Raw genomic sequence first — 19,955 nt, 5'->3', positions numbered from 1 at the left:
CCCTCGCCCGCCTCGCGATGGCGGGCACCCGCACCGACACCGCCCGGGTGGTGCTGACGGCGCTCAGCGCCGCTCTGGCCGCCCTCGCCGGCCTGGCGGCGCTCACCGTGCTGGCCATTCCCGAGGTGCCCGGCGACCCGCGGGCCGAGGCCGAGCAGTACGGCAACAGCCTGCTCCGCGAGCCGGGGCTGCGCGGCGGCACCGCGTTCGCGCTGCTGCTGCTCACCGTCCCGGTGCTGGCGCTGGCCGGCCAGTGCGCCCGGCTCGGCGCACCGGCCCGGGACCGCCGGCTGGCGGCGCTGCGGCTGGCCGGGGCCACCCCGGGCCAGGTGACCCGGGTCGCCGTCCTGGAGACCGGGGTGGCCGCCCTGCTCGGCACGCTCGCCGGGCTGGCGGCGTACCTCGCCGGCCGGGCGCTGCTCGACCGGCCCGACGCCAACGGCCGGCTCGCCCTGCCCACCGACGTGCTGCCGCCGGCCGGCGCGCTGGCGGCGGTGGTGCTCGGGCTGCCGGTGGTCGCGGCGGCGGCCACCGCGCTGCTGCTGCGCCAGGTCACCACCACGCCGTTCGGCGTGGTGCGCCGGGTGGGCCGGGAACGGGCCCCCCTGCCCTGGCCCGGGCTGCTGATCGGGGCGGGCCTGACGGCCGGCCTGCTCGTCACGCCGCTGCTGCGCACCGGCGACGGGCCGGAACCCTCCTCGCTCTGGTTGCTCGTCCTGGTCGTGGTCGGTGGCCTGGTCGCGGCGGTGGTCGGGGTGGTGCTCGGCACCGGCTGGATCTCCTACACCGGCGGGCGGCTGCTGCACCGCCTCGCCCGGGGCCCGGCCGCGCTGCTCGCCGCCCGGCGGCTGATGGCCGACCCCTGGGCCGGCAGTCGTACCTTCGCCGCCCTGCTGGCGGCGGTCCTCTTCGGTGCGGGCGCGGCGGGCCAGCGGGCCTACTTCGCCCTCAGCGACCAGGTGCAGCGGGAGGAGAGCCGCCTGTTCGGCCACGACGACGGCGCCAACCCGTTCTATCTGCGCACCATGGACCTGGTCGACCTGGCCGTGGCGGTGGCCGTGGCGATCGCCGCCGGGGGCCTGCTGGTCGCGCTGGTCGAGGGCATCGTCGCCCGCCGCCGGGCGTACGCGGCCCTGCTGGCGACCGGGGTGCCCCGGGGGACGCTCAACGCCTCCATCGCCTGGCAGGCGCTGGTCCCCGCCGTCCCGGCGATCCTGGTGGCGCTGACCGTCGGGTTCCTCATCGGCCGGGCCCTCGCCGGCCCGGTGCAGACCGGGACCATCAGCGGCACGGTCTGCGACGCCCCAGCCGAACTCTGCGCCGATCCGGCCACCGAGGCGCGCTACACCCGTCTGATCCAGCCCGTCCAGCGCCAGCTCACGCCGGACGTACCGGTGGAGCACCTGGCGTTGATCGGGGCCGGCGCCCTGGCCGCGGTGCTGGTCACCGTCGGGGTCGGCCTGCTCTTCCTGCGCACCAGCACCGCCGTCGAGGAGCTGCGCACGGCCTGACGCTCGCCACAGCGACCGGGGCCACGGCGCTTGTGCCGTCGACGCCGAGCGGGTACGCGCCGCGCTGGGTCAGCGGGGGTCGAAGAGGCCGGCGGACCAGGAGAGGGCCAGACCGAGCACCGCCGAGCAGCAGCAGACCAGCAGGGCGCCGGCGACCACGCCGACGATCAGCCCGGCCGACCCGCGCCGGGCCGCACCCGGTTCCGGCTCCGGCGACGGCATGTCGGGGCCGGGCGGCTCCTCGTCCGCCCGGCCCTCGTCGTGGCTGGTCAACCCGGCGGCTTCAGGCGCGGCCGAGCCGGTCGAGGGTCCAGGCGTTGATGAACGCCTCCTCGCGCCAGGCGTCGTACCGGCCGCTGGGGCCGCCGTGGCCGGCGCCCATCTCGGTCTTGAGCAGGTAGTCGCCCTGCGGGGCGACCGCGCGCAACCGGGCGATCCACTTCGCCGGCTCGTGGTAGAGCACCCGGGTGTCGTTGAGGCTGGTCACCGCGAGGATCGCCGGGTAGTCCACGGCGGTCACGTTCTCGTACGGGGTGTACGACTTCATGTACGCGTAGACCTCGGGGTCGTCCAGCGGGTTGCCCCACTCCTCCCACTCGGTGACGGTCAGCGGCAGCGACGGGTCGAGGATCGAGGTGAGCGCGTCCACGAAGGGGACCTGGGCGACGATGCCGGCGAAGGCGTCCGGGGCGAGGTTGGCCACCGCGCCCATCAGCAGGCCACCGGCCGAGGCGCCCCGGGCGACCAGCCGGTCGCTGGCCGTCCAGCCGGCCTTCACCAGGTGCCGCGCACAGGCCACGAAGTCGGTGAAGGTGTTCTTCTTGGCCAGCAGCTTGCCCTCGTCGTACCAGCGGCGGCCCAGTTCACCGCCGCCACGGATGTGCGCCACGGCGAAGATCACGCCCCGGTCGAGCAGGCTGAGCCGGGCGATGGAGAACCACGGGTCCATGCTCGCCTCGTACGAGCCGTAGCCGTAGATCACGGCGGGGGCGGAGCCGTCGCGCGGGGTGTCCCTGCGGCAGACCAGCGAGATCGGCACCCGGGTGCCGTCGTCGGCCAGCGCCCAGTCGCGGTGCTGCTCGTAGTCGGCCGGGTCGTACTCCCGTCCGTCCGGGCCGGGCCGGACCGGCTTGCGCCGGCGCAGCACCAGCTGCCGGGTGACCAGGTCGTAGTCGTACACCGAGTCCGGGGTGACCAGCGAGGTGTAGCGCAGCCGGATCTCCCGGGTGCGGTACTCCGGGTTGGCGTCCAGGCCGACGCTGTAGATCGGCTCCGGGAAGTCGATGTCGTGGTCGTCGCCGCCGCCGACCGGGATGACCCGCAGCCCGGTGAGGCCGTTGGTGCGCAGCGAGACCACCAGGTGGTCGGTGAAGGCGTCGACCGCCTCCAGCCGGGTGCCGGGGGAGTGGTCGATCAGCGGCACCCAGTCGCCCGGCGCGTCCGCGGAGGTCCACGCCAGCGCGAAGTCCTCCGCGCCGTCGTTGTGCAGGATCAGGAAGCGGTGGCCGTGGTGCTCCACTGTGTACTCGACGCCCTGCCGGCGCGGGGCGATCACGGCCGGCTCGCCGGTGGGGTTGCCGGCGGGGATGACCCGGACCTCGCTGGTGATCTTGCTGTGGATGTCGATGAGCACGAACCGCTCGGAGCGGGTCAGCTCGACGCCCACCCAGAACCGCTCGTCGTCCTCCTGGTGCGCCACCACGTCCTCGCCCGACGGGGTGCCGACGACGTGCCGCCAGACCCGGTTGGGCCGCCACGCCTCGTCCACCGTGACGTAGAACAGCACGGAGGCGTCGGCCGACCAGGCGGTGCCGTAGAAGGTGCCGGGCACCTCGTCGGGGAGCAGCTCGCCGGTGCTCAGGTCCTTGATCCGCAGGGTGAAGCGCTCGTCGCCGGAGAAGTCCGTCGAGTACGCCAGCCACCGCCCGTCCGGGCTGACGTCGAAGGCGCCGAGGGCGAAGAAGTCGTGCCCCTCGGCGAGCAGGTTGCCGTCGAGCAGCACCTCCTCGCCGTCCAGCGGGGCGCCGTCGGTGCTGACCGGGGGCGTGGTCTCGCCGTCGCGGACGGCCCGGCGGCAGTGCACGCCGTACTGCTGGCCCTCGACGGTGCGGGTGTAGTACCAGTGCCCGCCCTTGCGGGTGGGCACCGTCAGGTCGGTCTCCTGGGTGCGCCGGCGGGTCTCCTCGAACAGGGTCGCCCGCAGCCCCGCCAGGTGGGCGGTGCGCACCTCGGTGTACGCGTTCTCGGCGTTGAGGTGGGCGATCGTCACCGGGTCGTCCTTGGCGGCCAGCCAGGCGTACTCGTCGACGACGGTGTCGCCGTGGTGGGTGCGCTCGCTGGGCACTCGCTTGGCGACGGGCGGGGCGGTGTCGGTGGTCACGACGTCACGTTACCGGCCGGCCCGCGCCCGCCGCGCGCGTCGTCCGGCGACCCGCCGCCAGCCCTTTCGAACATGTGTACGATGACCGCCATGGCGGCAGCAGCGAGTTCGACCAGCGCGGCGGAGATCACCAGGCGGCTGACCGGGATCTGCGGTCCCACCTTCGCCCGGTTCGCCGGCGCCGCCGACGAGGTCGCCGGGCGGGCCGCCCGGTGGGTGGCCGTCCCCGGCGGGCCGGCCGCCGCGGCGCAGGTGCTGCGGCTGGCCGCCCGGCACGACCTGACCGTGGTGCCCCGGGGCGCCGGCACGAAGATCGACTGGGGGGCGGCGCCGGCGCGGGTCGACATCATGCTGGACACCGGCCGGCTCGCCGGCATCGGTCACCAGCCCGCCGGCTCGCCGGTGGTCGAGATCGGCGCCGGCACGCCGCTGCGGGCGGTGCAGGCGACGCTGGAGCGCACCGGCCGGCGACTGCCGCTGGATCCGCCCTCGCCCGGGGCCACCCTCGGCGGGGTGCTCGCCGCCGACGAGGCCGGCCCGCTGCGGCACCGGCACGGCACCGCCTGTGAGCAGCTGGTCGGCCTGCGCTGGCTGGACGCCGACGGTGAGCTGGTCGGCGCCGGGGTCGGCGCGGCGGAGGTGCCGGCCGGCCCGGCGCCGGTCGGGCTGGACGTGGGCCGGCTGCTCTGCGGCTCCCAGGGTGGGCTGGGGGTGCTGGTCTCGGCCACCCTGCGGGTGCAACCCGTGCCGGCCGGCCGGGTCTGGGTCGTCCGGCCGGTGTGGACGCCGCTGGAGGTGCACGACCTGGTCCGCACGGTGCTGGCCGACCGCCTCGACCCGGCCGCGATCGAGCTGGACCTCCCGGCCACCGGTCCGCTGCCGCGCCGGCCGATGCCGCCCGCCGAGGCGGCGGCCCGGGCCGCCCACCCGTCCATGGCGGGACGCCTCCGGCCGTTCCCGCCGGCCCGCGGCGGCGCCGGCGCGCTGGCCGTCCTGCTGGAGGGGGGCCCCGCCGACGTCGCCGAGCGGGCCGACCGCCTGGTGACGCTCCTCGGCGGCGAGACGAACGCCGGCCACACCGCCCCGCACTGGTGGCGGCGCTACCCGTTCGCACCCGGTGACACCGCGCTGCGGATCGAGGTGCCGATCCACGACCTGCACGCCGCCGTCTACGCGCTGCGCGACGCCGCCGGCACCCCCGTCCCGGTACGCGGCTCCGCAGGCCTGGGCGTGGTGCACGCCGCCCTGCCCGGGTCGCTGCCCGCCGACCGGGTCGCCTCGATCCTCGCCGCCGTCCGGGGCGTACTGCTCGCCCGGCGGGGCCGGTGCGTGGTGGTGGCCGCGCCGCCGGCCGTCCGGCAGGCCGTCGAGCTGTGGGGCGAGCCGGCGGTGATCCCCCGGCTCCGGGCGGCCAAGGAGCACCTCGACCCGCACCGCCGCCACGCCCCGGGCCGGCTCCCCGGCGGCCTCTGACCCCCGGCCCGTCCGCGACGACTCGTCCCTCGCGTGCCGGCGTCGCAACTTCAAGATCGTGCCGGATCCTGGAAGTAGTGGCGTTGCTGCGGCAGGGAGGCCACTACATCCAGGATCCGGCACGATCTTGCAGCGCCGAGCGCGGCGCGGAGCGCGGGCGGGGGTGGTCAGATGGCGTCGTTGCGGAGGACGAGGATGGCGATGTCGTCCCGGGGTGCCTCCACCGAGAAGTTGATCGCGGTGGCGCGCAGCCGGGCGGCGACCACGTCGGCCGAGTATCCGGCCAGCGGGGCGGCGGCGTCGCGCAGCCGCTCGGTGCCGAAGAGCTCCCGGCCGCGCCGCCGCTCGGTCACCCCGTCGGTGTAGAAGACCAGCGAGTCGCCGGGGTGCAGCGGGATCTCCGCGGTCGGCGAGGTGATCGAGTCGAGCAGGCCCAGCGCGGTGCCCCCGGCGCCGACGAAGGAGGCGCCACCCCCGCCGCGCAGCAGCACCGGGCGGTCGTGCCCGGCCAGGTGCAGGGAGACGTCGAGGTGCCGCCCGTCGCCCGGCCCGACCGCGGCGAGGGCGAGGGTGCAGTACCGCCCGCCGCCCCGCTCGCAGAGCGTCTCGTTGAGCCGGGCCAGCGCCTCGGGCAGCGGCTTGCCGTCCCCGACCAGCACCCGGATGACGTCCCGCACCAGCCCGGTGACCGCCGCCGCCTGCACTCCCTTGCCGGAGACGTCGCCGACCACCACCAGCCAGCGCCCGTCCGGCAGCGGCACCACGTCGTAGAAGTCGCCGCCCACGTCGGCGTCGTCCCCGGTCGGGACGTACTCGGCGGCGAAGCCGATGCCGTCGACCACGGGGAGCACCGGCGGCAGCAGCGACTGCTGGAGGGTCTGGGCGACCCGGCGGCGCTCGGCGTGGATCCGGGCGTTCTCGATGGCGAGCGCGGCCCGACGGGCCACGTCCTCCAGGACGGCGACCTCGTCGGGGTCGTGCCGGTGCCGCTGGTGCCGGCCCACGGCCAGGGTGCCGAGCCGCTGGCCCCGGGCGATCAGCGGGACGGCGAAGCCTTCCATGGGCGTACCCAGCGGGATCTGCGCCGCGCTGCGCGACGCCTCCCGCAGCCGGGCCTGGACGGAGTCCGGGCCGGTCTCCTCGAGCAACTTGTGCAGTTGCGGCAGCACCGACTCGTCGGCGTGGCTGGCGGCGGCCAGCCGCAGCCGCCCCCACTCGTCGGTGGTGTGCACCGCGCACCACTGACCGAGCCGGGGCACCACCAGCTGCGGGATGAGCGCCATGGTCAGCTCGACGTCGAGGGACTGGGCGAGCAGCTCGCTCGCCTCGGCCAGGAAGGTCAGCCAGGCCTGCCGGCGGACGTCGGCCCGGCGTAGCCGGTCGTTCTCCAGGTGCAGCGAGAGCCGCTCGGCGGCGAGCACGGCGAGCGGGCGGGCGTACGCCGACGGCGCCGCGTCCAGCTCCAGCTCACCGGCGTACGGCCGGTGCACGGCCAGCGGCACCCGGAGCAGCTCGTTGCCGGGGCGCGGCTGGCGGCCGTACCGGGCCAGCGGCTGCGGGCCCTGCCCGTCGCCGCGGTCCAGCCGGATCACACCGCCGGCGGCGCCGACCATCTCGGCGACCCGGGTGAGCAGGTCGGTGGCGAAGTCGGGCAGCGGGTCCTCGGCGTTGGGATCGGGGCTGGTCTGGGTGAGCTCGCTCATCGCCGCGGCGCTCGGCGCGGGGCTCCCCGGCGTGCTGTCGCCGGGCACGTGCGCCGGGTCGGGTGACGCCTGCGACGCCGCGCCGGGCCGGTCCAGCCGGAACCAGACCCCCTTGCCGCTGGGCAGGTAGGTGGTGCCCCACCGGCTGGCGAAGTGGTCCACCAGCAGCAGCCCCCGGCCCCGCTCGGAGACCTCGCCGATCTCGGCGCTCTCGTTGCGGACGCCCACCACCAGTTCGTCGACCGGGCCGGCGGCGAAGTCGGAGACGGTGACGGTGAGGCCGACCCGGTCGGCGACGACCTCGATGTCCAGTTCGGTGCGGGCGTGTTCCACCGCGTTGGTGGAGAGCTCGGTGGTCAGCAGCAGCGCCTCGTTGAGCAGGTCGTCGAGGTCGGCCTCGGCCAGCACGGCGCGGACCACCGCCCGGGCGGCGGCGGGCGTACGCCGGTCGGCGGGCAGGCGGACGCGCCGCACGTGCTCGTCCCGGCCCTCGTCCGGCACGGGCCCCGTCTGCGCTGACACCCTCGTATCCTCCATCGCCGTCGCGCCAGTGCCAAGCCGGACGAGCCGTACCGGTCCGGCTGATCGGGACGTAACCGGGCGGACGTGGCGTCCGTGGCATCGACACCGGCGCGGGCACAATGGTGGGATGGCGGCGTGTCGGCACGCGCCGGAGGCCCCGAGTCGAGCGAGGAATGATGACCGCGAAACAGTCGGTGACCGCGGACCCGTCCGCCGCCGAGCACGAGGCGCTCCTCGGTGAGTTGGCGGAGGCGCTGCGCCGGGTGCGCGGCGGCGACCTCAAGGTGCGGCTGCCCCGCCGGGCGGGCGCGGCGGGTGAGGTCGCGGACGCCTTCAACGACGTGGTGTCGCTCCAGGAGCGGCAGCACCTCGACCTGCGCCGGATCAGCCGGATCGTCGGTCGGGACGGGCGGCTCACCGAGCGCCTGGACGAGGAGGGCCTGGACGGCGCCTGGGCGGAGGGCCAGCGGGCAATCAACTCGCTGATCGACGACCTGGGCCGGCCGACCACGGAGATCGCCCGGGTGATCGTGGCGGTCGCCGACGGCGATCTCTCCCAGCACATGGCGCTGGAGATCGACGGGCGGCCGCTGCGCGGCGAGTACCTGCGCATCGGGCGCACGGTGAACACGATGGTCGACCAGCTCTCCTCGTTTTCCAACGAGGTGACCCGGGTGGCCCGTGAGGTGGGCACCGAGGGCAAGCTCGGTGGTCAGGCCGACGTCCGGGGCGTGGCCGGCACCTGGAAGGACCTCACCGACTCGGTGAACACCATGGCGTCGAACCTGACGTACCAGGTGCGGTCGATCTCACAGGTCGCCACGGCGGTGGCGAGGGGTGACCTCTCCCAGAAGATCACCGTGTCGGCCAAGGGTGAGGTGGCCGAGCTGGCGCACACCTTCAACTCGCTCACCGACACCCTGCGGCTCTTCGCCGAGCAGGTGACCCGGGTGGCCCGCGAGGTGGGCACCGAGGGCAAGCTCGGCGGTCAGGCGGAGGTGCCGAACGTCGCCGGCACCTGGAAGGACCTGACCGACAGCGTCAACTCGATGGCGTCGAACCTGACCAGCCAGGTGCGCAACATCGCCCAGGTCTCCACGGCGGTGGCCCGGGGTGACCTGAGCCAGAAGATCACGGTGGCCGCGCAGGGCGAGATCCTGGAGCTGAAGGACACCGTCAACACGATGGTGGACCAGCTCTCGTCGTTCGCCGACGAGGTGACCCGGGTGGCCCGTGAGGTGGGCATCGAGGGCAAGTTGGGTGGTCAGGCCCAGGTGCGGGGGGTCTCCGGCACCTGGCGGGACCTGACGGAGAACGTCAACCAGCTCGCCGGCAACCTGACCAGCCAGGTGCGGAACATCTCCCAGGTCTCCACGGCGGTGGCGAAGGGCGACCTGTCGCAGAAGATCACCGTCGACGCGCAGGGTGAGATCCTCGAGCTGAAGAACACCGTCAACACGATGGTGGACCAGCTCTCCTCGTTCGCCGACGAGGTGACCCGGGTCGCGCGCGAGGTGGGCACCGAGGGCAAGCTGGGCGGTCAGGCCCAGGTCAAGGGCGTCCTGGGTACGTGGCGGGACCTGACCGACAACGTGAACTCGATGGCGTCGAACCTGACCAGCCAGGTGCGCAACATCGCCTCGGTCACCACCGCGGTCGCCAAGGGCGACCTGTCGCAGAAGATCACCGTCGACGCCCGGGGCGAGATCCTGGAGTTGAAGTCCACGGTCAACACGATGGTGGACCAGCTGTCGTCGTTCGCCGACGAGGTGACCCGGGTGGCCCGTGAGGTGGGCACCGAGGGCAAGCTGGGCGGTCAGGCCCAGGTGCGCGGGGTGGCCGGCACCTGGCGGGACCTGACCGACAACGTGAACTCGATGGCGTCGAACCTGACCGCGCAGGTCCGCAACATCGCCCAGGTCTCCACGGCGGTGGCGAAGGGTGACCTGTCGCAGAAGATCACGGTGGACGCCCGGGGCGAGATCCTGGAGTTGAAGTCCACGGTCAACACGATGGTGGATCAGCTGTCGTCGTTCGCCGATGAGGTGACCCGGGTGGCCCGTGAGGTGGGCACCGAGGGCAAGCTGGGCGGTCAGGCCCAGGTCAAGGGCGTCTCGGGTACGTGGCGCGACCTGACCGACAACGTGAACTCGATGGCGTCGAACCTGACCAGCCAGGTGCGCAACATCGCCTCGGTCACCACCGCCGTCGCGAAGGGTGACCTGTCGCAGAAGATCACGGTGGACGCGCAGGGCGAGATCCTGGAGTTGAAGTCCACGGTCAACACGATGGTGGACCAGCTCTCGTCGTTCGCCGACGAGGTGACCCGGGTGGCCCGCGAGGTCGGCATCGAGGGCAAGCTCGGCGGCCAGGCCCAGGTGAAGGGGGTCTCCGGCACCTGGCGGGACCTGACGGAGAACGTCAACCAGCTCGCCTCGACGCTGACCACGCAGCTGCGGGCGATCGCCCAGGTGTCCACCTCGGTGACCCGCGGCGACCTGACCCAGCGGATCGCGGTCAAGGCGCAGGGCGAGGTCGCCGAGCTCAAGGACAACATCAACCAGATGATCGTCACCCTCCGGGAGACGACCAAGAAGAACGCCGAGCAGGGCTGGCTCGATTCCAACCTGGCCCGGATCGGCGGCCTGCTCCAGGGGCAGCGCGACCTGGGCGAGGTCTGCCGCATGATCATGCAGGAGGTGACCCCGCTGGTGGACGCGCAGCTCGGCGCGTTCTTCCTGGCGGACACCGCCGACGGCGTGACGCGGCTGCGGCTCACCGCCTCGTACGGCTACGTGGCGCGGGGCCATGACGTCACCTTCGGGCCGGGGGAGGGGCTGGTCGGGCAGGCCGCGCTCTCCCGCCGGACGATCCGGGTCAACGCGCTGCCCGACGGGCGGCTCACGCTGCGCTCGGGGCTGGCCGAGACGCCCCCGGCGGACCTGGTGGTCCTCCCCGTCCTCTTCGAGGGTGAGCTGCTCGGCGTGATCGAGTTCGCCAGCGTGGCCCGCTTCTCCGAGCTGCACCTGCAGTTCCTGGAGCGGCTGGTGCTCACCACCGGCATCGCGGTCAACACCATCCAGGCCAACCGGCGTACGGAGGAGTTGCTGGCCCAGTCGCAGCGGCTGGCCCTGGAGCTCCAGGACCAGTCGGCCGAGCTCCAGCGCACCAACGCCGAGCTGGAGGACAAGGCCAAGCTCCTCTCCGAGCAGAAGGGCAACATCGAGACCAAGAACCGGGAGATCGAGCTGGCCCGGCTCGGCCTGGAGGAGAAGGCGCAGCAGCTCACCCGGGCGTCGGCGTACAAGTCGGAGTTCCTGGCGAACATGAGCCACGAGCTGCGTACGCCGTTGAACTCGCTGCTCCTGCTGGCCCGGCTGCTGGCGGAGAACTCGGAGCAGAACCTGAGCCGCAAGCAGATCGAGTTCGCCCGCACCATCCACAGCGCCGGCTCGGACCTGCTCTCGCTGATCGACGACATCCTGGACCTGTCGAAGATCGAGGCCGGCCGGATGGACGTCGAGCCGACCGAGATCCGGTTCGAGGAGATCCGCGGCTACGTGCAGCAGGCGTTCGCCCCGCAGGCCGAGGAGAAGGGCCTGGACTTCCAGGTCCGGGTGGCCAAGGAGCTGCCGCCCGCGCTGGTCACCGACGCCCAGCGGTTGCAGCAGATCCTGCGCAACCTTCTCTCCAACGCGGTGAAGTTCACCGACAACGGCGCGGTGACGCTGCGGATCGCGCCGGCGCCGGAGAACGCGGTCTTCGACGTGCCGGCGCTGACCAACGCCCGGCAGGTGATCGCGTTCACCGTGATCGACACCGGCATCGGCATCTCGGACGACAAGCTCTCGATCATTTTCGAGGCGTTCCAGCAGGCCGACGGCACCACCAGCCGCCGCTACGGCGGCACCGGGCTGGGGTTGTCGATCAGCCGGGACCTGGCCCGCCTGATCGGCGGCACGATCAGCGTCTCGTCGGCGCCGGGGCAGGGTTCGACCTTCACCCTCTTCGTACCCGACGTGCTGGCGCCGGACGCGGTGGTGGCACCGCAGGCGCCCTCGCCGCAGCGCGCGGGCCTGCCGTCGTCGCTGCTGATGCCGCCGATGGAGCTGCTGCCCCAGCCGCAGGCGCCGGCGACCCGGCAGCTGGAGGGGGCCACCGTGCTGATCGTCGACGACGACGTGCGTAACGTCTTCGCCCTGACCTCCGCGTTGGAACTGCACGGCATGACCGTGCTCTACTCGGACAACGGGGCGGACGGTGTCCGCCTGCTGGCCGAGCATCCGGAGGTGGACATCGTGCTGATGGATGCGATGATGCCGGACCAGGACGGGTACGAGACCACCCGTCAGATCCGTCGCAACCACCGCTTCGCCGACCTGCCGATCGTCTTCCTGACCGCGAAGGCGATGCCGGGGGACCGCGAGTCGGCGTTGGCGGCGGGCGGCAGCGACTACATCACCAAGCCGGTGGACCTGGACGAGCTGATCGAGCGGATGGCGTCCTGGATCAGTGGCAGCCGAGGCGAGGAGACTTCGTGACGCAGATGGCCAAGGCGCTGCTGGTGGACGACCGCCGGGAGAACCTGATGGCCCTGGAGGCGATCCTCCAGGGGCTCCCGGTGCAGTCGGTGGCCGTGGAGAGCGGCGAGGCGGCGTTGAAGCAGCTGCTGGTGGACGACTTCGCGGTGATCCTGCTCGACGCCCAGATGCCGGACATGGACGGGTTCGAGACGGCCAGCCACATCAAGCGCCGCGAGCGGACCCGGCACGTGCCGATCATCTTCCTCACCGCCGCCGACAAGGACGCCCAGTTGGCGCTGCGCGGCTACGCGGTCGGCGCGGTGGACTACCTCACCAAGCCCTTCGACCCGTGGGTGCTGCGGGCCAAGGTGTCGGTCTTCGTGGAGCTGTGGGTGAAGACCCGGCAGTTGGCCGCGCAGTCCGACGTGGTGCGGGAGCGCGACGCCCAGTGGCGGGCGCTCACCGACGCGGTCGACGAGGCCACCATGATGCTGCGGGCCGACGATGACCTGGAGACCCGGGAGCGGGCGGTGGAGATCCTGGAGCAGGCCCGCTGGGGCAACACCCCCTGATCGGGTACGCCGCCCACCCGCCCCCAGGATCCGCTAGGCCACCGTCTCGACGGCCGCGCCCGCCGTGGCCCGCTCCCGCGCGACGCGGCGGCGCCGGGTCGGCATCCTGAGCGTCGGGTTCGCGACGCCCCAGGCGGCGCCCTTGCAGATCAGTTCCTTGTAGACGGCGGCGAGCCGTCCGGTCAGGGCCGCCCGGACGGCGCGGTCGTCGGCGGTGACGTACTGGATCAGGCCTTCCCTGCGGCCCAGCGAGATGCACTGGTTGAAGTAGCGGACCGGCATGTTCGGGAGCTTCCCGCCGGTCAGGCGCGCGGCAATCGCGTCGGCGGCCTGCCACGCGGCCGGGGTGCCCGAGGCGCACGACATCCGCAGCGGCTTGTTCCCCGGTCCCATCGCGTAGGCCGCGTCGCCGACGGCGTACACGTCGGGGTGCGAGACCGAGCGCATGGTCGCGTCGACCACGATCTGGCCGGCGCCGGTGACCTCCAGGGCGGTGGCCTTCGCGATCGGGTGGACCGCGAAGCCGGTGGTCCACACGGTGACCGCGGCCGGGATGGCCCTGCCGTCGGCGGTGGTGACGCGGTCGGCTTCGACGCCGGTGACGGCGGCGTGCTCGTGCACGGTGATGCCGAGCCTGTCGAAGACCTTCCGCAGGTGCCCGCGGCCCTTGGGCGAGAGCCAGTCGCCGAGGCCGCTGCGGGCGGCGAGGGCGACGTCGAGGTCCGGGCGGGCTTCGGCGATCTCGGTCGCGGCCTCCAGGCCGGTGAGGCCGCCGCCGACGACGGTCACGGTCTGCCCGGCCTCCAGGCGGGCCAGGCGCTCGCGCAGCCGGAGTGCTCCGGGGCGGCTGGCGACCTCATGGGCGTGCTCGGCGGCGCCGGGGACGCCTTGGGCCTCCCAGCCGCTGCCGAGGGCGTACACGAGGCTGTCGTACTCCAGTTCCTCGGCGCCGTTCGCGTCGATGACGGCGACGGTCCTACGGTCGACGTCGACGCCGGTGACCTTCGCGCACTTCAGCTCGACGCCGGTGCCAGCGAACATCTCGCTGAGGGGCCGGGGCTTGAGGTCCTGGCCGACCGCCAGTTGGTGCAGCCGGACCCGCTCCACGAAGTCGGGTTCGGCGTTGACGAGGGTGATGGCGACGTCCTCGCGGTGCAGCCGCCTGGCGAGGCGGCCGGCGGCGATGGCTCCGGTGTAGCCGGCTCCGATGACGACGATGCGGTGCTGCATCTCGTGCTCCTGTCTGACGCGGGTTCGCCACTTGAACCGGGCGACCCGCCGGTTCCTGACAGGAACGCGATGTGAAGCACCTCACACGAGGGGTCAGAAGGCCTTGAACAGCGGTTCCCCGTGGTCGGAGGCCGCGAACCGCTCGCTCGCGCGCTCCAGCTTGTCGGGGTTGACCTGGCTGCGGAACGCGGCGATGCCCTCGGTGGTGACCTCCAGGCACATGACGCCGACGACCCGGCCGTCGAGGACCGCCACGACGGCGGGGTCGCCGTTGGCGGTCCAGGCGTAGACCTCCGGCGCGCCGCCGATGATGGCGCGCTTGGCCTCGCCGGGTGTGAACAGGCCCCGCAGGAACTTCGCGACCGCGAGGGCGCCCTCGAACGCCTTGGCGCGGGCCGGGACCTTTCCGCCCCCGTCGCCGGTCGAGATCGCGTCCTCGGTGAGCAGCCGCACGAGCGGCTCGGTCTGGCCGCTGGTGGCGGCCGCCAGGAACTCCTCGACTATCCGCCGGGCGGCGGCCTGATCTACCTCGGTGCGGGCCTTGCCGTCCGCGACGTGCCTCTTGGCGCGATGGAAGATCTGCTGGCTGGCGGCCTCGGTGATGTCGAGGACCTCGGCGATCTCCCGGTGCGGGTAGTCGAAGGCCTCCCGCAGCACGTACACCGCCCGCTCCCTGGGAGAGAGGCGCTCCATGAGGGTGAGGACCGCGTACGAGACCGATTCACGCTGCTCGGCGGTGTCGGCCGGGCCCAGCATCGGGTCCCCGGCGAGCAGCGGCTCGGGAAGCCATTGGCCCACATAGGTCTCGCGCCGTGCCCGCGCCGAGGTGAGCTGGCTGAGGCACAGGTTGGTGAGCACCTTCGTGAGCCAGGCCTCGGGTACCTCGATGCGGTCGACGTCGGCGGCCTGCCAGCGCAGGAACGTCTCCTGCACGGCGTCCTCGGCCTCCCCGGCGGAGCCGAGGAGGCGGTAGGCGATGGTCTCCAGGCGGTGCCGGGCGGCCTCGAACCGGTCGACGTCCTTCGCGGTCAGGGCCATGGCCCCGATCCTAGGTGGGGTGGGGGCCGGGGTGGCCCGGGTAGCCGGTGGCCGCCCGCCGGGCCCGCCAGCGCTCGCCGAGCGCGTCGATTTCCTCCTGGACGAAGACGAAGAAGTCGCGCATCTCGGCGACCCGCTCGCCCGCGGGGGTCTCCCGGCCGTGCAGCGCGTCGACGCCGCCACTGGCGATGTCGATGAAGGTCTTGTAGAGGCCGGTCTTGGTGACCGTCGCCTCGTACCAGGGATTGTCGGGCATCCGGTAGCGGTCCCGTCGCGAGCCCTTCACCGGCTCGCGGATCAGCGTGCCGAACTGGGTCAGGTAGCGGACCGCCCCGGAGACGGCCGCGGCGCTGACCCCCAGCCGCTCGCCGATCTCGGCGGCGGTCAGCGGCTCGTCGGCGCTCATCACGGCGAAGAGCACCCGGGCGGCCATCCGGGGGAACCCGGCCTCCGCGAAGGCCATCGCCATCCGTTCGACGAAGAGGTGGATCTCCTCCTCGTTGCGGCTGGGGCGGCGATCGTCGGTCATCTGCGGGCGCTCCTCACTGCGGTCGGAATCTGATCGTGCCCCGGATCTCACAGTCTTCACAACTTTGTGAAACGAGTGTAGCTTCCGATGCATGGAAACTCCCATTGTGGTGACCGGCCTGGTCAAGACCTTCGGCCGGACCCGGGCGCTGGACGGTCTCGACCTCACCGTCCGTGCCGGTGAGGTGCACGGCTTCCTCGGCCCCAACGGCGCCGGCAAGTCGACCACCATCCGGGTGCTGCTCGGACTGCTGCGGGCGGACGCGGGGGCCGTCCGACTCCTCGACGGCGACCCGTGGCGCGACGCGGTCGCGCTGCACCGCCGGCTGGCGTACGTCCCCGGGGACGTCACCCTCTGGCCCAACCTCTCCGGCGGGGAGGTCATCGACCTGCTCGGCCGGATGCGCGGCGGGCTCGACCCGAAGCGCCGCGCCGAGCTGCTCGACTCCTTCGAGCTGGACCCGCGCAAGAAGGGCCGGGCCTACTCCAAGGGCAACCGGCAGAAGGTCGGCCTGGTCGCCGCCCTCGCCTCCGACGTCGAACTGCTCATCCTCGACGAACCCACCTCGGGCCTGGACCCGCTGATGGAGGAGGTCTTCCAGCACTGGGTGGGACGGGCCCGGCGGGACGGCCGGACGATCCTGCTCTCCAGCCACATCCTCGCCGAGGTGGAGGCGCTCTGCGACCGGGTGACGATCATCCGCAACGGCCGGACCGTGGAGACCGGCACCCTGGGCGAGCTGCGCCACCTGCACCGCACCTCCATCGACGCCGAGCTCAGCGGCCCGGTGGACGGCCTGGGCGACCTCGCCGGGGTGCACGACCTGCGGCTGGACGGCAACCGGGTGCGCTTCGACGTGGACACCGCCGCGCTGGACGCCGCGCTGCGCCGCCTCACCGAACTGGGCGTACGCAGCCTGGTCAGCCAGCCGCCCACGCTGGAGGAGCTGTTCCTGCGGCACTACGAGACGGCCGTGCTGCCGGCGGAAGAGGCGACCCGATGAGCGCCCTCGCCGGCACCCGCCACCTGGTCCGGCTGATCCTGCGCCGGGACCGCGTCCTGCTGCCGCTCTGGGTGCTGCTGCTGGGCGTGCTGCCGATGAGCTACGCCACCAGCTTCGCCGAGTTCTACCCGACCGCCGCCGAGCGGGCCGCGTACGTGGCCGGCACCGGCAGCAACCCGTCGATCGTGGCGCTGCTCGGCCCCGTCCACGGCGACAGCATCGGTGCGCTCACCGCCCAACGCGGCGGCTTCCTGTCGCTGGTCATCGGTTTGGCCAGCCTGCTGACCGTGATCCGGCACACCCGCACCGAGGAGGAGGCCGGCCGGCGGGAGCTGCTCGGCGCCACCGTGCTGGGCCGGCACGCCGGGTTGACCGCCGCGCTGGCCGTGACGTACGCGGCGAACCTGCTGCTCGGCCTGCTCACCGCGGCCGGCCTGTCCGCCACCGGGCTGCCGGCGGCCGGGTCGCTGGCGTACGGGCTCTCGGCCGCGCTGGTGGGTGTGGTCTTCGCCACCGTCGGCGGGCTGACCGCCCAGCTCACCGAGGCCGCGGGCGGTGCCCGGGGGATCGGGGTGACGGTGCTCGGCGTGGCCTTCGTGCTCCGGCTCGCCGGCGACACCGCGGAGCGGGACTGGCTGAGCTGGCTCTCCCCGCTCGGCTGGGCGCCGCGCGTGCGCGCCTTCGCCGGGGAGCAGTGGTGGGTGCTGGCGCTGCCGGTCGCGCTGAGCGTGCTGCTCGCCGTGGTGGCGTACCCGGTGTCGGCGCGGCGGGACCTCGGCGCCGGGCTGCTGCCACCCCGCCTCGGCCCGGCCGCCGCGGGTCCGGCCCTCGCCGGACCGCTCGGCCTCGCCTGGCGCCTGCACCGCGGGCAGCTGCTCGGCTGGTCGGTCGGCTTCGGCCTGCTCGGGCTGATCCTCGGCGGGGCGGCGGAGGCCGCCGGCAAGGCCGTCGAGGGCAACGCCCAGCTGGCGGAGATCATGGCCCGGTTGGGTGGCGCCGACGCGCTCGCCGAGGCGTACCTCGGTGCCACCCTCGGCTTCGTCGGGCTGGCCGCCGCCGGCTACGGCATCCAGGCCGCGCTGCGGATGCGCTCGGAGGAGACCGCCGGCCGGGCCGAGCCGCTGCTGGCCACCGGGGTGAGCCGGTCCCGCTGGGTCGCCTCGCACCTGGTCTTCGCGCTGGTCGGGCCGGTGGTGGTGCTCGCCGTCGCCGGGCTCTGCACCGGGGCGGCCTACGGGGCGAGCGTCGGGGACGTGCCGGGTCAGCTGCCTCGGATGCTCGGCGTGGCCCTGGCCCAGGTGCCGGCCGCCTGGGTGCTGGCGGGCCTGGCGGTGCTGCTGTACGGGCTGCTGCCCCGGTTCGCCGGGGCGGCCTGGGCGGCGCTCGCGCTCTGCGTGCTGCTCGGCCAGGTCGGCGCGGTGCTGGAGCTCAGCCAGTGGCTGATGGACCTCTCCCCGTTCACCCACACCCCGCAGGTGCTCCACGACGACTGGGTCGCCACGCCCCTGCTCGCCCTGACCGCCCTGGCCCTCCTGCTGACCACCACCGGCCTGACCGCCCTCCGCCGCCGCGACCTCCCCACCCCCTGAACCCAGCGTCGACCATGAGGTTGGCGGCACCGGAGGGGATCCTCCGCCGCCAACCTCATGATCGGCGGATCAGGGGGCGGTCTCGTTGCGGATCATCAGGGCGGAGCGCAGGCCGGTGATGTCGAGGACGCGGAGCAGGAAGTCGCCGACGTTGCTCAGCATCAGCAGGCTCCGCAGGTGACTGGCCTTGCGGCTGAGCACCACCAGGGTGCCCAGGCCCTGAGAGTCGCAGAAGGTGACCCCGCCCATGTCGAGCACGATGCGCGGCGGGGAATCGGCGAGCACCTCGTTCACGACGGTCGACAGTTGGGCGGCGGTGAGCATGTCGATCTCACCGGCGAGCTGAAGCACCGCTTCATCGCCCGTCCGATGTACCGTGATGGACAGTTCGGCACGATCCACCGCGTCAGCCTATCGCGATCTCCGTGACCCGGCCCGGTGAGGCGATCAACGACGGTCGTACGTGCCGGGGTGAGCCTGGTAACCCCAGCCCGGGGTGGCTGCCGATTCCCGGTCCGGCGCTGACACAATGGCGGCATCGTGACCGATATCTTTTCCGCCGGATCCGGCCGCTACCCGGCCGACGCGCCGGCCTCCGAGGCCCTGTTCGACCGCGCCAAGGCCATCGTGCCGGGCGGGGTGAACTCCCCCGTGCGCGCCTTCCGCGCCGTGGGTGGCACCCCGCGCTTCATGGTCCGGGGTGAGGGCCCCTGGCTGTACGACGCCGACGACCGGCGCTACGTCGACCTGGTCTCCTCGTGGGGGCCGCTGATCCTCGGCCACGCCCACCCGGAGGTCGTGGCGGCGATCCGCGACGCGGCTGGCCGGGGCACCAGCTTCGGCACCCCGACGCCGGGCGAGGTGGAGCTGGCCGACGAGATCGTCGCGCGTACCCCGGTCGAGCAGGTCCGCCTGGTCAACTCCGGCACCGAGGCGACCATGTCGGCGATCCGGCTGGCCCGCGGCTTCACCGGTCGCTCCAAGATCGTCAAGTTCGCCGGCTGCTACCACGGGCACTCGGACGCGCTGCTCGTCGCCGCCGGCTCCGGCGTGGCCACCCTCGGCCTGCCCGACTCGCCCGGCGTGACCGGCGCGGCGGCCGGCGACACCATCGTGCTGCCGTACAACGACATCACGGCGGTCGAGCAGGTCTTCGCCGCCGAGGGGCCGCACATCGCGGCGATCATCACCGAGGCCGCCGCCGGCAACATGGGCGTGGTGGCTCCCCGCGACGGCTTCAACTCCCGGCTCGCCGCGATCGCCCACGCGCACGGCGCGCTGCTCATCATCGACGAGGTGATGACCGGGTTCCGGGTCTCGCGGTCCGGCTGGCACGGCCTCGACGCCGCCGACGCCGACCTGTGGACGTACGGAAAGGTCATGGGGGGTGGGCTGCCGGCCGCGGCGTTCGGCGGGCGCGCGGAGATCATGTCGCGACTGGCTCCGGCCGGCCCGGTCTACCAGGCCGGCACCCTCTCCGGTAACCCCCTCGCCTGCGCCGCCGGCCTGGCCACGCTCCGCCTCGCCGACGACGCGCTCTACCACCGGCTGGACTCCACCGCCGCCGTCGTGGGCAAGCTCGCCGCCGACGCGCTGGCCGCCGCCGGGGTCCCGCACCGGCTCTCGTACGCCGGCAACATGTTCTCGATCTTCTTCACCGACGCCGACGTGGTCGACTACGACAGCGCCCGCACCCAGCAGGTGCCCGCGTTCAAGGCGTTCTTCCACGCGATGCTCGCCGCCGGCGTCTACCTGCCGCCGAGCGCGTTCGAGTCGTGGTTCGTCTCGGCGGCGATCGACGACGCCGCTCTGGAGCAGATCTCCGCCGCGCTTCCGGCGGCGGCGAACGCGGCGGCAGCGGCCGGTCACGGGGGGTAGGTAG

General features: G+C 73.5%; 14 protein-coding genes. 7 read left to right on the top strand and 7 right to left on the bottom strand.

Going from position 1 to position 19,955, the window contains the following annotated elements; all coding sequences use genetic code 11:
• The first annotated feature begins 17 nt into the window (after nt 1–17).
• A complete protein-coding gene (locus V6U79_RS07560) occupies nt 18–1,511 on the top strand; it encodes an FtsX-like permease family protein (protein WP_334528929.1) in 1,494 nt (497 codons plus the stop codon).
• Nucleotides 1,512–1,580: 69 nt separating this feature from the next.
• Here V6U79_RS07560 and V6U79_RS07555 read toward each other — a convergent pair whose 3' ends face one another.
• Both V6U79_RS07555 and V6U79_RS07550 read right to left on the bottom strand, forming a co-directional pair.
• Nucleotides 1,581–1,784: a hypothetical protein gene (locus tag V6U79_RS07555; protein WP_334528926.1), complete on the bottom strand. Its 204-nt coding sequence runs from the start codon at nt 1,782–1,784 to the stop codon at nt 1,581–1,583.
• 10 nt (nt 1,785–1,794) lie between these two features.
• The gene (locus V6U79_RS07550; protein WP_334528923.1) at nt 1,795–3,891 is read right to left on the bottom strand and encodes a S9 family peptidase; all 2,097 of its coding nucleotides are present in this window, start codon (nt 3,889–3,891) and stop codon (nt 1,795–1,797) included.
• A gap of 90 nt (nt 3,892–3,981) precedes the next feature.
• On the opposite strand from V6U79_RS07550, the gene V6U79_RS07545 reads away from it, so the two are divergent.
• On the top strand, nt 3,982–5,364 hold the full coding sequence (locus V6U79_RS07545) for an FAD-binding oxidoreductase (RefSeq protein ID WP_334614032.1): 1,383 nt from the start codon (nt 3,982–3,984) through the stop codon (nt 5,362–5,364).
• A gap of 167 nt (nt 5,365–5,531) precedes the next feature.
• Here the strand turns inward: V6U79_RS07545 and V6U79_RS07540 are convergent, their stop codons facing one another.
• Entirely contained in the window at nt 5,532–7,589 is a 2,058-nt protein-coding gene (locus tag V6U79_RS07540) for a SpoIIE family protein phosphatase (protein ID WP_334614031.1), read from the bottom strand.
• 173 nt (nt 7,590–7,762) lie between these two features.
• Here V6U79_RS07540 and V6U79_RS07535 point away from each other — a divergent pair, with 173 nt between their 5' ends.
• Nucleotides 7,763–12,130, top strand: coding sequence for a HAMP domain-containing protein (locus V6U79_RS07535; RefSeq protein ID WP_334528917.1), 4,368 nt, complete (start codon nt 7,763–7,765; stop codon nt 12,128–12,130).
• A complete protein-coding gene (locus V6U79_RS07530; RefSeq protein WP_334528914.1) occupies nt 12,127–12,684 on the top strand; it encodes a response regulator in 558 nt (185 codons plus the stop codon). Before V6U79_RS07535 ends, V6U79_RS07530 begins: the two co-directional genes overlap by 4 nt.
• 33 nt (nt 12,685–12,717) lie before the next feature.
• On the opposite strand, the gene V6U79_RS07525 is transcribed toward V6U79_RS07530, so the two are convergent.
• From V6U79_RS07525 to V6U79_RS07515, 3 genes are all read right to left on the bottom strand, one after another.
• Complete coding sequence (locus V6U79_RS07525) at nt 12,718–13,914, bottom strand: NAD(P)/FAD-dependent oxidoreductase (protein ID WP_334614030.1); 1,197 nt, start codon at nt 13,912–13,914, stop codon at nt 12,718–12,720.
• 93 nt (nt 13,915–14,007) lie between these two features.
• The gene (sigJ, locus tag V6U79_RS07520; protein WP_334614029.1) at nt 14,008–14,952 is read right to left on the bottom strand and encodes an RNA polymerase sigma factor SigJ; all 945 of its coding nucleotides are present in this window, start codon (nt 14,950–14,952) and stop codon (nt 14,008–14,010) included.
• 10 nt (nt 14,953–14,962) lie between these two features.
• Entirely contained in the window at nt 14,963–15,481 is a 519-nt protein-coding gene (locus tag V6U79_RS07515) for a GbsR/MarR family transcriptional regulator (protein ID WP_334528905.1), read from the bottom strand.
• A 91-nt stretch (nt 15,482–15,572) separates the two neighbouring features.
• Here V6U79_RS07515 and V6U79_RS07510 point away from each other — a divergent pair, with 91 nt between their 5' ends.
• Together V6U79_RS07510 and V6U79_RS07505 are read left to right on the top strand one after the other, a co-directional pair.
• Nucleotides 15,573–16,484, top strand: a complete 912-nt coding sequence (locus tag V6U79_RS07510) for an ABC transporter ATP-binding protein (RefSeq protein WP_334528903.1) — start codon at nt 15,573–15,575, stop codon at nt 16,482–16,484.
• Nucleotides 16,481–18,073 carry an ABC transporter permease gene (locus V6U79_RS07505; protein ID WP_334614028.1) on the top strand — a complete coding sequence of 531 codons (1,593 nt, stop codon included), beginning with the start codon at nt 16,481–16,483 and terminating at the stop codon, nt 18,071–18,073. Before V6U79_RS07510 ends, V6U79_RS07505 begins: the two co-directional genes overlap by 4 nt.
• Before the next feature lie 69 nt (nt 18,074–18,142).
• Here the strand turns inward: V6U79_RS07505 and V6U79_RS07500 are convergent, their stop codons facing one another.
• Nucleotides 18,143–18,475 carry an STAS domain-containing protein gene (locus tag V6U79_RS07500; protein WP_334528897.1) on the bottom strand — a complete coding sequence of 111 codons (333 nt, stop codon included), beginning with the start codon at nt 18,473–18,475 and terminating at the stop codon, nt 18,143–18,145.
• A 138-nt stretch (nt 18,476–18,613) separates the two neighbouring features.
• Here V6U79_RS07500 and hemL point away from each other — a divergent pair, with 138 nt between their 5' ends.
• The gene (gene hemL, locus V6U79_RS07495) at nt 18,614–19,951 is read left to right on the top strand and encodes a glutamate-1-semialdehyde 2,1-aminomutase (protein WP_334528894.1); all 1,338 of its coding nucleotides are present in this window, start codon (nt 18,614–18,616) and stop codon (nt 19,949–19,951) included.
• The last annotated feature ends 4 nt before the right edge of the window (nt 19,952–19,955 follow it).

The sequence above is a fragment of the Micromonospora psammae genome (assembly GCF_036902725.1).
Lineage (GTDB): Bacteria > Actinomycetota > Actinomycetes > Mycobacteriales > Micromonosporaceae > Micromonospora.
The sequence above is the reverse complement of the archived record's forward strand: the minus strand, read 5'-3'. Positions and strand labels throughout refer to the sequence as shown.